The following is a 14,172-nucleotide window of genomic DNA, read 5'->3' on the forward strand; positions in this document are numbered from 1 at the left end:
AAATTAACCCCATTCCATAGAAGAATGGACGATGAATTCTATTCTTTAACGATAACTATGTCAAGATTTTGTACAATTAGAATTTAGAGATTAATTTGAGGGTAATAATCCTCAGTGATCTGCACAGTTTGAGATAAATCGATACATTTTGCATTTGTAGCTATTTTACTCAAAACAGAGGAAATACCTCGCGCCATTACATCATTTTCCAATAAGAAATACTGTGTTAATTGATTAAATAATATTGGATACTTCAATGGTAACAATACGCCATCCTGCCATAATAAAATCACATCACATGGGGTTAATTGTTGGAAAATTTGCTGTAACCATTGAATATCATATTCACGATTGGCAAAGGTATAAAGCATAGCATTCCTTAAAATGTTAAAATTTTTTCTGCTTGATACAGTCGTTTAAAAAAATTTTCATTATCTAATACGACAACAGGTAAAGATAACGCTTCTTTTGAACATTGATAATGTTGCAAATCTTCTTCACAGACAAAGCATTGTTCAATTTCATATAACATTAATAATTTACTCATTGCTGCCGTGTCTTTTTGTAAAATAGCATCCGCTTGTTGCTGTTTTAATAAAGATAATATGCCATCACGCCAAAAAAACACTCCGATTTCTTTTTCATCACAATAAGCAGACATTGCCAATAGAGCATCAAGACCTTCTCTTACTTTACTGCTTCCATAAGGAGGATGGGTAAAAATAAATGCAACTTTCATATGTTAATTTTTTTAAAAAGTAATAACTCGATCAACTGTTAAAACTGCTTGGCTAAATTCCCCCAATCCAGTAAAAACAAATCCTTCTGCTAAATTATTTTGCTTTCCATCTGACGAACAGGCTTCATTAACAACACCTCGCCGTTGTGATGCCGCAATACATACATTTAAAGCAAATTGATATTTGTTTGATAACTGTTGCCACTGCTTGACTAAATTTATTTCGTCATTAGCTGGGTAAACAAACAAATTACCATTTGTTACTCCCGATTGAGAAAAAAAAACCTGATCAATAATATGTCCAGCATTAAGTAATGCTTGTGCAAACTGATAGGCAAGATAACTTGCTTGTGAACCATAAACTGGTTGTGTAACAGAGAGTAGATAACGCATTATTTTAATTCATCCTGCTTAATCTGACGAATGTATAAATAAACTGTATGGCGAGAAATTTCTAACCTTTCCGCCACCTGATTAATAGCGTCTTTTATATCAAAAATCCCTTTCTCAAATAATGAATGAACGATCTGTTTATTTTTATTATTGTTCGACACATTACGATCATTAGTAACATCTTCAATTGTCTGTTCAACCGTTTGCGCTACTAACTCTTCCACTGATGAAGCAAAATTAACTTCCGAAGAACTTTCTTCCTGTTCGTGTGTCGGGATAAATCCTTGCACAAATTCCGCCACCGGCACACTCAAATTAATATTAATACACAATAAACCGATAATACGTTGCTGAGGGTTTCGAATAGCAATACTAATTGATTTCATCAAACCATTAGTTTTAGCTCGCGTAAAATAAGGTTTAGAGACACTATCCGTTTTCATTTGATGTAATGATCGCAGTGCCAAATCAGTTAACGGAGAACCAACTTTACGATTAGTATTGTGTCCATTAGCGATACAAATGGCCGAATGTTTCAAATTCTCTAAAGAGTGAAGCACTATCTCACAATGTCCGCCGATTAATGCCGCAATGCCTTCCACTACAGGAATATAAGATTGAATAATATTATGATCTTCTTTACTAAATGGCTGTTGTTCCTGTAAAAAAATATCATCATCTAAATTCATTGCTATTGCCTTCCATTCTGTACATTAATACTTCTGATCGCTGATTCTTAAACTAAGAACGGACATTACTGTCCGTTTCTTATTTATTTTGTTTTTAATCACTAAAATTACTTACTATTTGATTTCACATCTAATAATTCAATATCAAAAATCAATGTTGAATTTGGTGGAATCTGACCGGTTTGCTGATCACCATAAGCTAAATTCGGTGGCAATACCAATTGAATTTTACCGCCTTTTTTGATTAAACCAATTCCTTCAACCCAACCTGGAATAAGCTGTCCCAATTGAAACTCAATCGGCTGGTTACGTTTATATGAACTATCAAATTCAGTACCGTCAATCAATTTTCCACGATAATTCACTTTTACCGTATCATTTTCTGTCGGTGAAGCACCTTCACCCATTTTTTCTATACGATAAAGAATGCCACTTTTAGTCTGTTTTACATCTTTTTCTTTCGCATATTTTTCGCGATAAACTTTGCCTTTTTCTTCATTCTCTTTCGCAACTTTTTCCAGCTCTACCTGAGTCGCTTTTGTTAATTGCGCATCCAATTCTTGCAACTGCTTTTGTAGAACTTCATCTGAAAGCGTTGTTTTTCCCATTAATGTATCGCGTACACCATCCAAAATTTTATTATTATCATATTCAATCAAAGATTTTTGCCCATCTAAAGATTGTTGAATATTTTTACCTAAAAATACGCCTATAGCATAAGAAGATTGTTCAATAAACTTTTTATCTTTTAATTGAGAATCTTCTGCAAAACTATGGTTGCTTATTGCTAACAACACAAAACCAGAAAGAAAAGCAAGTTTTTGAATAGATCGCATAATTATTTGTTCTCCATAAGAAAATAATAGATTTTTACTTCCATAAAAATTTTATTGAATAGATTAAAATGATTTAAGAAAATATACAATATATATTTAAAATTTAAACGAAATTATTAATTTTCCCTATACTTTATTCAGAATTTGGCATAACTATTCAATTCAACAATACAAAGTAGGTTACTCAAGAGGCAATTAATGAACCAATTTGATGATTTAATAGAAAGAATGAATGAACTAGAAACGAAAGTCACTTTTCAGGAAAACACCATTGAACAACTTAATCAAGCATTGGTTGAACAACAATTCATCATTAATAAAATGCAACTACAGCTTCGCTATCTCGCACAAAAACTAAAAGATGTGCAACCATCCAATATCGCAACTCAGACAGAAGAAACACCTCCACCACACTATTAACTATCAAAAAGATAAAAAACCTCTGCAATCAACAGACGCAGAGGTTTTTTCAAGCTATAATTCACTATTCGTCATCTTTCAAAGGAACAACCAACATATCAACATTGATATTGTTCATTACTTGACGAGTTGAGGACATTAATTTACTCCAGAAATCCTGGTGATGTCCGACAATAAGAATATCAACATCATATTTGCTTACGGCATCAGCCAACACTGTACCAAGATCGCCATTACCACATAATGTTTCGGTAACCGGATAACCTGCTTGTTTTGCCAATTCAACAAGGGCATCGTGAGTCTCATCGGAAATACGATCTTGCATAGAAGACATATTTACATCGATTAACCCGGTATAGAGGTCGGAAAAATTAACATCTACGTGAATAATAGAAAGTTTAGCTCCATTGTTTTTAGCTACTTGAACAGCTTTAGCTAGTAAAACATTACTTTCTTCAGAAAGGTCTACTGCGACAAGAACGTGCTTATACATAATGATTCCTCCATTTATAATCAGCTAATCGAATAAGCTATGATGTTATACTAACATTAAAATTAAGTGAAAAATTTGCGGTTGATCACGCTATTAAAAATTCAATACAAATTAATTCTAAAATGGAGTATTAAATGACAACAAAATTAGAAAAATTTGCCAAGATTATCGCTAAATTACGCGACCCGACCGGAGGTTGCCCTTGGGATCTAGAACAAACCTATCAAACAATGCCTCCTCACATCCTTGAAGAGGCATATGAGGTTGTCGAGGCTATTAATCAAGATGATCGCAAAGAATTAAAAGAAGAACTTGGCGATTTATTGATGCAAGTCGTATTTGTAAGTCAATTAGCTCAAGAAGAGGGAACATTTACGCTCAATGATGTGATTGATGGCATTACCGATAAAATAATCCGACGTCATCCACACGTTTTCGGTGAAATAAAAGCAGATAATAGCGAGGAAGTACTGAAAAATTGGGAGAATATCAAACAGCAGGAACGTTATCAAAAAGCTCAATTTTCCATTTTGGATAATGTACCGATAGCTCTCCCTTCTTTGCTACGTGCTGCTAAATTACAAAAGCGTTGTGCAAAAATAGGTTTTGATTGGTCAGAATTGGAACCAACAATACAAAAAGTTGAAGAAGAGTTACAGGAAGTTAGAGATGAGATCTTAAAACAACCTCAAAATTCTCAGGCAATAGAAGAGGAAATAGGTGATCTACTCTTTGCTACCGTCAATGTTGCTAGACATTTAAAACTTAATCCAGAAGAGGCTTTACGCAAAGCAAATTTGAAATTTGAACGCCGTTTCCGTCAAGTTGAACAACGTATTCTTGACTCTGGTCGCCAACTGGAACAAGTATCTTTAGCAGAAATGGATTTAATTTGGGATCAAATAAAACGACAAGAAAAACAAGAGGATCATTAACGTACTATGTTATTAAATCGTATTTATAGCTGGTTTGAACATCGGCTTAATCCTTATCCGGATGAAATGCCTGAAGTACCGAAACACGGATTAATTAAATTTATTTGGTCCTGTACCGAAGGAATGCGTGGTTGGATTTTATTACTCACCATTATGGTCATCGGTATCGGTGCAATGGAAGCCATTTTATTTCAGTTTATGGGGGTATTAGTGGATTGGTTATCACAATATTCACCACAACAATTATGGCACCAAAAACAGTGGCAATTAATCGCAATGGCGGCTTTAATGCTGTTCAGTATTCTTTGGTCATTCATTGCCGCCAATATCCATCTGCAAACTTTACAAGGCGTTTTTCCAATGCGGTTACGTTGGAATTTTCACCGTTTAATGCTAGGACAAAGTTTAGGTTTTTATCAGGATGAATTTGCTGGACGTGTTTCAGCGAAAGTAATGCAAACAGCACTGGCTGTACGAGATACGGTTTTGACGATTTCTGATGTGATGACCTATGTTATCGTCTATTTCATTACTTCCGGTGCAGTACTAATCGCATTGGACGGTTGGTTTGTACTACCATTTATTATCTGGTTAGTACTGTTTATCATAATTCTGAAAATTTTTATCCCAAAATTGGCATACACAGCAGAACGTCAAGCCGATGCCCGTTCTTTAATGACCGGTCGTATAACTGATGCTTACGCCAATATTACTACAGTCAAACTCTTTTCTCACGGTTTACGAGAAGCTAGTTATGCTAAACGCTCAATGCAAGAATTTATGGTAACTGTTCACGCACAAATGCGATTAGCAACCTCTTTAGAAACGCTCACCTATTTAACCAATATTCTATTAACACTCAGCACTGGTTTTTTAAGTTTATGGCTATGGAGCAGAGGCAGCACTGGGGTCGGTGCTATTGCTACTGCTATCGCAATGGCATTGAGAGTGAACAATCTTTCTCGTTGGATTATGTGGGAAGCAGCTCGTCTTTTTGAAAACATCGGTACGGTGAATGACGGTATGCACACACTATCCAAACCGCATACGATAGTTGATAAAATCAATGCGACTGATCTAGTCGTACATAAAGGAGAAATTAAATTTGAACACATTAACTTCTCTTATGAAGCAGATAAACCGTTGCTAACAGATTTTAATCTCACCATTAAACCGGGAGAAAAAGTAGGTTTAATTGGTCGTTCCGGTGCTGGTAAATCCACTATCGTAAACTTGTTATTACGTTTTTATGAAGCAGATCAAGGCAATATCACTATTGATGGGCAGAATATTTGCAATGTCCGCCAAGAAAGTTTACGTAGTCAGATCGGTTTAGTAACACAAGACACCTCATTATTACACCGTTCCGTGCGTGAAAATATTATCTATGGAAGACCTGATGCCAGTGAAGAAGAAATGATCTCAGCGGCGGAACGTGCCGAAGCAGCTGGGTTTATTCCAACTTTAAGTGATGCACAAGGTCGCCACGGTTATGACGCTCACGTTGGTGAACGAGGTGTTAAGCTTTCCGGAGGGCAACGTCAACGCATTGCCATCGCTCGTGTAATGTTAAAAGATGCACCAATTTTATTATTGGATGAAGCTACTAGCGCATTGGATTCCGAAGTTGAAGCCGCCATTCAAGAAAGTTTAGATAAAATGATGGAAAATAAAACCGTTATTGCTATCGCACACCGTCTTTCCACGATTGCAGCAATGGATCGTCTCATTGTGTTGGATAAAGGTCATATTGTTGAACAGGGAACTCACAGTGAGTTATTGGCTCAAAATGGACTTTACGCTAAATTATGGAAACATCAAAGTGGTGGTTTTCTTAGCGAGAATTAACTCATTTTCAATCAGAAAAAATAAACAGAGGGCTTTGTATCGCCCTCTGTTTTCTCTTACTCTATTATTCACATCCATCTATTGAAGTTACTGTTTTTTACACTGTGTAATAATATCCAACTCTTTCTTATATACCGACGTATTCGGGTTCATATCCATTAAACCAAATAAGGTGCTGTATAAATTATCGTGTGAATAAGATTGTTGCTGAGCATTTCGTTCTAAACAATCGAAATCAATATTTTCATTCTGTCTAAAGCGATCTGAGAACCACATTATCATTGGAATTCGGGTTTGCTGTTCTGGTGCAATAGCATAAGGAGTGCCGTGTAAATAAACACCATTTTCACCTAATGATTCTCCGTGATCTGATAAATAATAAACAGTAGCTTCCAGTTCTGGATAAGATTCCATTTTCTTAATTACATTATCTAAAAACTGATCAATATATAAAATGCCATTATTATAAGTATTCACTAATTGTTCATTGCTACACTTCTGAATTTCATTAGTATCGCAAGTCGGTGTAAAACGGCGGTACTGTTCGGAATAACGCTCATAATAAGTTGGTCCGTGACTACCAATTGTATGCAAAACTAGCACTGTGTCTTTATGCGTTTTTTTAATTACATCATCAATATACGATAATAAAATATTGTCCAAACATTCACCATCCTTACAATACTGAGGATCATTGGTTGCCGTAATATCTTTATTCAGAACACGTTCACATACTCCCTTACAACCGCTGTCATTATCTAACCAGATCACTTCTACACCAGCACGCTGCAACACATCCAAAATATTATCTTGATGAGATGCCTTAACTGCATCATAACCATCTCTTCCCATACCCGAAAACATACAAGGTACTGAAAGTGCGGTCGCTGTACCACAACTGGAAACATTTTTAAAATTAATTATCTGTTTTCCTCGAGCTGCCAACAATGGTGTAGTTTGTGGTTGATAACCATTTAACCCCCAATTTTGTGCTCGAGTAGTTTCACCAACAACCAATACCGTAAAGTGACGATAGTCATCCGGTTTTTCCTGTGCTGCATCCAAACCTAATTGTGTATACGGCATATTAGCTTCACGAATTCGTTTAATCTCATTAATACCAGCACTAATAAAATTAGAAGGTACAATTAATGCCGGCACACTCTTGTTATTTCGCACAAATCCTGCGTAATCCTGATAGAAGACTTTTGCAATACCAACAATCACAACCACCGAAAGCAGAATTAAACCAATGCGATAAGCAATTTCTTTATACCAAACACGATAATCAACTTTCACAAATAAATATAATAATGCCGGCACAACACCAAAACCAACAATCCAAGCAATATAAGGCAATGTCATCATTCGGGAGCTTTCAGCAAAATTAGTCTGCAAAACATTTTCCAACATATCGGTTGTAAAATAGACATCTAGAAAAACTTCGCTATAACCAATCGCTGCACTGATGATCAACAACGCTGGTATAAGCACTTTATGCAATAATGGTAGTGCCAAAATTTGAAATACCGCATTCAACACAAAAAAGACAAAGAAAGGTACAGTTAATAAGAAGTAATCCCCTGCCGCACCGGTAAAAGGATGGATTGAAAGCACTTTTGCATAAAATGCATAATTTAAGATCAGTGTAAAATAGAGTGCAACCAAAGCCATTAAGGTGGACGATCGCATTGACAATGCTATTTTCTGCATAAAATAAAAATTCCCTAATCTAAATAAATCTGCCACGCTTTGACAATGGTTTTAATCCAATAGTTCTATTGCATAATAAAAAACTGCACACGATGGTGCAGTTTTTTCTAACTATAACTAAAAGAGAGCTTAAATTTCCTGAATAATGCGATAAACCCAATTTTCTAGTGGATCGTTGATTTTTTTCATCTCAAGCCACATTTCTTCCAGCATCTCTTTCTTCACTGAAGTATAACGCTTGTCATAAAAGAGATTTTCCATTTCCTCAGGATCTCTGACGATATCATATAGTTCACAAACATCGCTGGCATTAAAAACTAATTTATAATCTTTACGTCGCCACATTCGCTGTTCAAAATAAACAAAATGTCCGGCTAACTGTGCTAATAGGCCTTTCCGATTATTATTTTTATGTTGTCGTATTATGGGTAATAAACTGGCTCCTTCAAATTCGGTAGGTATAGGTTGATTGGCAACATCATATACTGTCGAAGTTAAATCATGCAGGTAGACTAAATTATCATCTCGTTGATTAATTCGAACGGACAATGGGTCTTTAATAATTAAAGGAATATTATAAGTACTATCAAACATAAACTCCCCTTTCTCAATCATTCGATGATGTCCCATTGCATCACCATGGTCTGCCGTTATTACAATAAAACTTTCTTCATATAATCCTTTTTCTTCTAAAAATTTAAACAGTTCGCCTATTGCATCATCAATCAATGTAATATACCCCCAGAATTTTGTGATGACCTCTTTCCAATGTGCTTCACTTGCTTCCCACATTCCCCACATTTTAGAAATAGTTCTATAATGCCCAGGCTTCCCTTCTAGCGGCTTAAAAAAACTTTTATCCAATATCACATCTTTTGGATCATACATAGAATAATAGGGTTCAGGAACAATGCAAGGCGTGTGAGGTCCCCAGAAATTTATCCAAGTAAAGAATGGCTTTCCCTCATCCAAAGACTCTTGAATATAACGCTTTGTTTCATCAAGCAGAAAATATGGAATAGTTTGTTCTTTAGAACCCGATAATAAACCACATAATTCTTGAACTCGTAAATGTGGATTATCACCAAAATAGGCCCGACTAACTTCTGGAATATCAAATCCTTTTTCCATTAGCCATGATTGATAACGATTAGAATGAGTAGGTGGCTGATCAAAAACAAGATTTTTGTAAACTCGACTACCTGGGTATCCATAACCATCAAAATTATGCCCTTTAATGCCATAATCAGCAGGTACTGATTTTGTGCCTACATGCCATTTCCCAATCACATAACTATTGTACCCTTCGAGATGAGTAATATTAGGTTGATTAACATCCACTTCACCGCGACCACCTTTTTCACCATTTCTAATAATGCCATGAGAAGAAGGCATTAATCCTGTGAATAAAGAAGTTCTTGCCGGTCCGCATACAGATGCAGGCGTAAAAGCATTATCAAAACAAATTCCCTCTTTCGCCAATTTATCTATATTAGGCGTTTTAACAATGCTATGCCCATAAGGGCCTAGCATATCCTTTCTTACTTGATCTAATAAAATATAAATTATATTACGCATATTTAGCCTTCTGTTTATTTTTTCCTACTACCATAAGTAAGACAACTTGAAGAATCAAATATCCACCAATAATCCATAATGGTTTACCATTCATAGAAGCGAGTCCAATAGGAGATAATAGTGCATAAAGGGTAATCAATCCTAAAATGAGTGATGCTACAGTAACATTGACATATTCCCAATTACTTAGGTCAACATTACTTTTATTTTCAGAATTATCTTGATAAGGTGTTTTTCTTCTTAAGAATATACCTAAAAACAACATCACAGCAACATCAAAGACAAATAGTGCAGCCATCACATAGACGAAATTAATTTTTACATTAAATACCCATACGATTAAGAAATATAAAATAACATGAAGAAGCAACGCAATTCTTGCTGCCAAGCCTGAAACAGTTTTATTAAATAATCCTACTGCAAATAAAGCAACAATAGGAATATTCACAAAACCAGCAAAACGTTTAGTAATTAAGAAAATACCATCTGTGCCAAACATTAATAATGGACCAATAATAATGGTAATAATCGCCATAAATGCTGAAACTTTTTTCGCATATGTAATCAATTCTGAATCACTAAATGTTTTTTTGCTAATTGAAGGCAATAAATCCTTACAATAAATTGTTGCTGCTGAATTTAAGAATGAATTAAATGTACTTAAAATAGCACCGAATAATGCTGCAACAAAGAAACCTTGTAAGACAGTTGGCAATACTCGGTTGACTAATTCCGGATAAGATAAATCAATTGGATTCAAACCCTCACCAATAATATGGAAACTAAGCAGTCCTGGTAAGTTTAAAATTATCGGTAATAGCAATAAAAATAAGGCTGCAATCAATATTCCTTTCTGCCCTGCTTTTAAATCTTTAGCCCCTAATGCTCTTTGTACGATTGCTTGATTGGTTGTCCAATAAAAGAAGTGAACTAGCATAATACCAGTAAAAATTGTCGGCCAAGGTACGGCATCTGTCGCACTACCTATTGCATTAAACTTCTCTACATGCGTTGTGCCAATAATATGCACCCCTTCCGTAAAACTACCATTTCCTAAATAAATCAAGGCAAAAATAGGAACCAAAATAGCACCAATAACAAGAATAATAGCATTAATTGTGTCTGAAACCGCCACCGCTTTTAATCCACCAAATATCGCATATGCTGCTCCGACAACCCCAATAGCAATTATGGTATAAACTATAGATTCTCCATAACTAATATTAAAAGCCGCTTCCAAATTAAATATTTTATTAAATGCAATGGCTCCGGTATAAAGTGCTGTTGGAATAACAATAAAAAGATAGAAAACTAAAAAAAGACCAGACATAATTAAACGTGTCTGCCTATCAAAACGGTTTTCAAAAAACTCCGGAATAGTCGTATATCCATTTCTAATATACTTCGGTAACAAATATACGGCTAAAAAGCATAATGGAATTACTGTAGGTACTGTCCAAGCTATAATTGAGAAATTGCCAATATAGGAATTAGCATTCACACCTATAATTTGTTCTGTAGATAATGAAGTTAATATCATAGAACAGCCAATGATAAAGCCACTTAACCCCCTTCCAGCAAGGAAATAGCCTTTAGAAGTAGACAAATCATCGTGTCTGGTTTTTAACCAAGAAATAAATGCCACTCCCCCCGTCACTAATAAAAAACTCAATATTGTTAATAGCATATTGCCTCCTATCCTTTCTAAAATAGACATATTCATATATAAGAATAGAGGTTTTTATTTTTATTCGTTATGATAATAATCATAGTTAATATGTGAGAAAGATCACAAATTCTAAAAGTAAATTATTTATGCAATAATTTTCTGTTTTTTGTTTCGGTTAACGAGATAACATACTCATTATCTCTCTTGCACTTCTACCTTGTCGAATAATATCCCGAATACGCGACATTATTGGAGCACTATGACGGAAAAAGAATTGATATGAAGGGCATAAATAATTTTGTTTAAATTGTTCTCCTTTCAAAGGAACAATACGATGTTTCGGGCACCCACCATAACAAAAATGCCGCACCTCACATTTCTGACATTGTTTTGTTAATGTTTCTAATTTAGCTTTACCAAATTTTATTTGTTTAGGTGAATTGACGATCTGAGTTAATGATTGATGATTCACATTGCCTATTTTATAAGCAGGATAAACAAAATGATCGCAACTATAAACATCACCATTTGACTCTAATATCATCGCTCTACCACAAGTTTCCTGATGAACACAACTTCTTGATGGAAATCCTAACCATTGACCTAATAAATCATCAAACATATTAATAAATATATGACCTATATCCTCTTTGAGCCATTCATTAAAGACATCCAATAAAAATTGCCCATATCCTTCTGCTGGAACAGAAAATGGTGTCATTCGATAGTTTTTACCTGGATTAAAATCTTGCCGTTGTGCTGAATAATTAGCAACTTCCACAATAGGAATAAATTGCATAAAAGTCGAGCCCAATGCTTTTAATGCTTGATAGGTTTCCTTTCCTTTATTCCAATTCCGATCATTTACAACAGTTAAAGTATTAAAATCAACTTGATAGGATTTTAATAATTCAATAGCGTGCTTTACGCGAGTAAAAGTAGGCTGTCCATTGATAGAAATGCGATATTTATTATGCACCTCCTCTAACCCATCAACCGAGATCCCAATTAAAAATTGATTATCTTTAAAGAATTCGCACCATTGCCGATTTAAAGCCATCCCATTAGTTTGAAAACTATTACTAATTTGTTTAGTTCCAGCAAATTTTGCTTGTAAACTAACCACTTTCCTAAAAAAATCTAATCCCAATAAGGTTGGCTCGCCACCTTGCCACATAAAATCAATTCGTTCACCAGGAAATGAATCAATATAATTTTTGATGTAATTTTCCAATGTCTGTTCTGTCATTGAATTGATATGACGCGTGAACACCTGTTCTTTTTGTAAATAAAAGCAATATTCACATTTAATATTGCAATGAAAACTACTGGGTTTCGCCATCATATGAAAATAAATTTTTTTCTGTTTCAACATAAAATTAAATCTCTCAAATAACATAATAAATTTAAATGAGTTGTAACAATAACATATATGATGCGATAAGAAGTAGAGTTAAACCTAATAACTTTTGGGATAATTCAGGCTTCAATTTACCTCGAATTTTCATAGAGAAAAAACTCATTACGAATGAGCTGAACACAACAACTGCAACAATACTAAAATTCACATAACCAACTTGCCATGAATGAGGGATAATAATATTTGGCGATTTAGATAAATAGCCATACAAATTACCAATACCTCCAATTACCATCATATAATTTGTATATACTGCGATTTGTCTAATATTGATACTTGGCAATTGAGCAATCAAAGGCGACATAATAGAGCCACCGCCAATACCTGTGATACCAGCTATTCCCCCACCGAAAAAGCAAGCTAAAATACCTGACAAGGTGTCATTGCTTTGCTCGCTTTTTTTTCTGACTCCTTTTACTTCCAACAAGGTTTTAAGTGCTAATAATACTAAAGTTACGACAAAAATAGTCACAATGACGAAATCTGGCACATCAAAACTAAGATAGAAGCCAAGTTGTACTCCTACAATCATCGCTAATGACCAAAAAATCATCTTTTTTTTATCAATCTGAATTTTTTGTTTAATAAAATAGATTAAATTGATCACTGAAGTTCCCATGACAATCGTCAAAGAAGTTGCCGCCACCATCTGTAAAGGCATCTCTGGAAACATCGTATGCAGCACAGGTACCATCAAAACGCCGCCACCAATTCCAAATAAGGCGGACATCAGATTAGACAAAAATCCACATACTACTAATGTAATAATAATCGGTAAAGTCATATTCCATCCCAATAATTTTTCTTTATTATGAATGAGCTTTACACAATAAATTTATGATCATCATCATATTGATAAGTTATAAATATATAACCATTCACAATATAACCCCTATAAAAATTTGTGATGTACCTCACAATAAGTTTATGATAATTATCATAATTATTGGGGTACATTGCTTTTTATACTCAAATCATTATTAACTTTCTCACATAGTAGAAAAACTTTATGAAAAAGAATCATCTTATGGAATATTATGTTGGTATTGATATCGGGGGCACTAATACTAAAATCGGTCTTGTGGATAATCATTGTAATATCCTCATTGAACGCGCTATCAAAACACTATCCATACAAGGTGCACAACAAACCTTTGCTCGTATTTGGCAGACAGTACAAGATATGGCAAATGCATTGAATATCTCTACTGATCAGCTACTCGGTACTGATGAATCCCCTAATGATTTTGGTAAAAATCATTAAGTTAAGGTGGATACACATCTTGTCATATGATCAAATGGTTTCGCGAAAAATCAATAATCAGACAACAAGATGTGCGAACTCGATATTTTACACGACTCTCTTTACCAATTCTGCCCCGAATTACACTTAAAACGACTCAACAGCTTAACGTTGGCTTGCCACGCATTACTTGACT

At 34.6% G+C, this 14,172-nt stretch carries 15 protein-coding genes; 4 read left to right on the forward strand and 11 right to left on the reverse strand.

The window, feature by feature from the left end; translation table 11 throughout:
* Nucleotides 1-83: 83 nt before the first annotated feature.
* The 5 genes from QV04_RS01270 to fkpA all read right to left on the reverse strand — a co-directional run bounded on the left by QV04_RS01270 (nucleotide 84) and on the right by fkpA (nucleotide 2,657).
* On the reverse strand, nucleotides 84-371 hold the full coding sequence (locus QV04_RS01270) for a DsrH/TusB family sulfur relay protein (RefSeq protein ID WP_039133340.1): 288 nt from the start codon (nucleotides 369-371) through the stop codon (nucleotides 84-86).
* Between the two features lie 8 nt (nucleotides 372-379).
* Nucleotides 380-739, reverse strand: a complete 360-nt coding sequence (gene tusC / locus QV04_RS01275; protein WP_039133343.1) for a sulfurtransferase complex subunit TusC — start codon at nucleotides 737-739, stop codon at nucleotides 380-382.
* Nucleotides 740-751: 12 nt separating this feature from the next.
* Nucleotides 752-1,132 carry a sulfurtransferase complex subunit TusD gene (gene tusD, locus QV04_RS01280; RefSeq protein WP_065231439.1) on the reverse strand — a complete coding sequence of 127 codons (381 nt, stop codon included), beginning with the start codon at nucleotides 1,130-1,132 and terminating at the stop codon, nucleotides 752-754.
* Nucleotides 1,132-1,821 (reverse strand): helix-turn-helix transcriptional regulator, encoded by a 690-nt coding sequence (locus QV04_RS01285; RefSeq protein ID WP_065231438.1) that lies wholly within the window; start codon nucleotides 1,819-1,821, stop codon nucleotides 1,132-1,134. Before QV04_RS01285 ends, tusD begins: the two co-directional genes overlap by 1 nt.
* A 107-nt stretch (nucleotides 1,822-1,928) precedes the next feature.
* Nucleotides 1,929-2,657, reverse strand: a complete 729-nt coding sequence (gene fkpA, locus QV04_RS01290) for an FKBP-type peptidyl-prolyl cis-trans isomerase (protein WP_065231437.1) — start codon at nucleotides 2,655-2,657, stop codon at nucleotides 1,929-1,931.
* Between the two features lie 198 nt (nucleotides 2,658-2,855).
* Here fkpA and QV04_RS01295 point away from each other — a divergent pair, with 198 nt between their 5' ends.
* A complete protein-coding gene (locus QV04_RS01295) occupies nucleotides 2,856-3,077 on the forward strand; it encodes a SlyX family protein (protein WP_039173476.1) in 222 nt (73 codons plus the stop codon).
* A gap of 64 nt (nucleotides 3,078-3,141) precedes the next feature.
* On the opposite strand, the gene uspA is transcribed toward QV04_RS01295, so the two are convergent.
* Nucleotides 3,142-3,570, reverse strand: coding sequence for a universal stress protein UspA (gene uspA / locus QV04_RS01300; RefSeq protein WP_039087649.1), 429 nt, complete (start codon nucleotides 3,568-3,570; stop codon nucleotides 3,142-3,144).
* A gap of 134 nt (nucleotides 3,571-3,704) precedes the next feature.
* On the opposite strand from uspA, the gene mazG reads away from it, so the two are divergent.
* Together mazG and QV04_RS01310 are read left to right on the forward strand one after the other, a co-directional pair.
* Entirely contained in the window at nucleotides 3,705-4,505 is an 801-nt protein-coding gene (gene mazG / locus QV04_RS01305) for a nucleoside triphosphate pyrophosphohydrolase (protein ID WP_065231436.1), read from the forward strand.
* A gap of 6 nt (nucleotides 4,506-4,511) precedes the next feature.
* On the forward strand, nucleotides 4,512-6,353 hold the full coding sequence (locus tag QV04_RS01310; RefSeq protein WP_065231435.1) for an ABC transporter ATP-binding protein: 1,842 nt from the start codon (nucleotides 4,512-4,514) through the stop codon (nucleotides 6,351-6,353).
* Between the two features lie 87 nt (nucleotides 6,354-6,440).
* On the opposite strand, the gene QV04_RS01315 is transcribed toward QV04_RS01310, so the two are convergent.
* The 5 genes from QV04_RS01315 to QV04_RS01335 form a co-directional block, all read right to left on the reverse strand.
* Nucleotides 6,441-8,066: a phosphoethanolamine transferase gene (locus QV04_RS01315; RefSeq protein WP_065231434.1), complete on the reverse strand. Its 1,626-nt coding sequence runs from the start codon at nucleotides 8,064-8,066 to the stop codon at nucleotides 6,441-6,443.
* Nucleotides 8,067-8,195: 129 nt separating this feature from the next.
* Nucleotides 8,196-9,644 (reverse strand): sulfatase-like hydrolase/transferase, encoded by a 1,449-nt coding sequence (locus QV04_RS01320; RefSeq protein ID WP_065233102.1) that lies wholly within the window; start codon nucleotides 9,642-9,644, stop codon nucleotides 8,196-8,198.
* A complete protein-coding gene (locus tag QV04_RS01325) occupies nucleotides 9,637-11,331 on the reverse strand; it encodes a solute:sodium symporter family transporter (protein ID WP_039161386.1) in 1,695 nt (564 codons plus the stop codon). The genes QV04_RS01320 and QV04_RS01325 overlap by 8 nt, the downstream gene beginning before the upstream one ends.
* Nucleotides 11,332-11,488: 157 nt before the next feature.
* Entirely contained in the window at nucleotides 11,489-12,688 is a 1,200-nt protein-coding gene (locus QV04_RS01330) for an anaerobic sulfatase maturase (protein ID WP_065233103.1), read from the reverse strand.
* Between the two features lie 31 nt (nucleotides 12,689-12,719).
* Entirely contained in the window at nucleotides 12,720-13,517 is a 798-nt protein-coding gene (locus tag QV04_RS01335) for a sulfite exporter TauE/SafE family protein (protein WP_039087643.1), read from the reverse strand.
* Nucleotides 13,518-13,742: 225 nt separating this feature from the next.
* Between QV04_RS01335 and QV04_RS01340 the strand changes: the two genes are divergently transcribed.
* A complete protein-coding gene (locus QV04_RS01340; RefSeq protein WP_197494775.1) occupies nucleotides 13,743-13,997 on the forward strand; it encodes an ROK family protein in 255 nt (84 codons plus the stop codon).
* Nucleotides 13,998-14,172 lie beyond the last annotated feature (175 nt).

Source organism: Gallibacterium genomosp. 1 (assembly GCF_001678575.1).
In the GTDB taxonomy this organism is placed as follows: Bacteria; Pseudomonadota; Gammaproteobacteria; order Enterobacterales; family Pasteurellaceae; genus Gallibacterium.

Coding starts and splice junctions, on each gene's coding strand:
- QV04_RS01270 (WP_039133340.1), bottom strand. CDS start 371: ATGCTTTATACCTTTGCCAATCGTGAATATGATATTCAATGGTTACAG.
- tusC (WP_039133343.1), bottom strand. CDS start 739: ATGAAAGTTGCATTTATTTTTACCCATCCTCCTTATGGAAGCAGTAAA.
- tusD (WP_065231439.1), bottom strand. CDS start 1,132: ATGCGTTATCTACTCTCTGTTACACAACCAGTTTATGGTTCACAAGCA.
- QV04_RS01285 (WP_065231438.1), bottom strand. CDS start 1,821: ATGAATTTAGATGATGATATTTTTTTACAGGAACAACAGCCATTTAGT.
- fkpA (WP_065231437.1), bottom strand. CDS start 2,657: ATGCGATCTATTCAAAAACTTGCTTTTCTTTCTGGTTTTGTGTTGTTA.
- QV04_RS01295 (WP_039173476.1), top strand. CDS start 2,856: ATGAACCAATTTGATGATTTAATAGAAAGAATGAATGAACTAGAAACG.
- uspA (WP_039087649.1), bottom strand. CDS start 3,570: ATGTATAAGCACGTTCTTGTCGCAGTAGACCTTTCTGAAGAAAGTAAT.
- mazG (WP_065231436.1), top strand. CDS start 3,705: ATGACAACAAAATTAGAAAAATTTGCCAAGATTATCGCTAAATTACGC.
- QV04_RS01310 (WP_065231435.1), top strand. CDS start 4,512: ATGTTATTAAATCGTATTTATAGCTGGTTTGAACATCGGCTTAATCCT.
- QV04_RS01315 (WP_065231434.1), bottom strand. CDS start 8,066: ATGCAGAAAATAGCATTGTCAATGCGATCGTCCACCTTAATGGCTTTG.
- QV04_RS01320 (WP_065233102.1), bottom strand. CDS start 9,644: ATGCGTAATATAATTTATATTTTATTAGATCAAGTAAGAAAGGATATG.
- QV04_RS01325 (WP_039161386.1), bottom strand. CDS start 11,331: ATGCTATTAACAATATTGAGTTTTTTATTAGTGACGGGGGGAGTGGCA.
- QV04_RS01330 (WP_065233103.1), bottom strand. CDS start 12,688: ATGTTGAAACAGAAAAAAATTTATTTTCATATGATGGCGAAACCCAGT.
- QV04_RS01335 (WP_039087643.1), bottom strand. CDS start 13,517: ATGACTTTACCGATTATTATTACATTAGTAGTATGTGGATTTTTGTCT.
- QV04_RS01340 (WP_197494775.1), top strand. CDS start 13,743: ATGAAAAAGAATCATCTTATGGAATATTATGTTGGTATTGATATCGGG.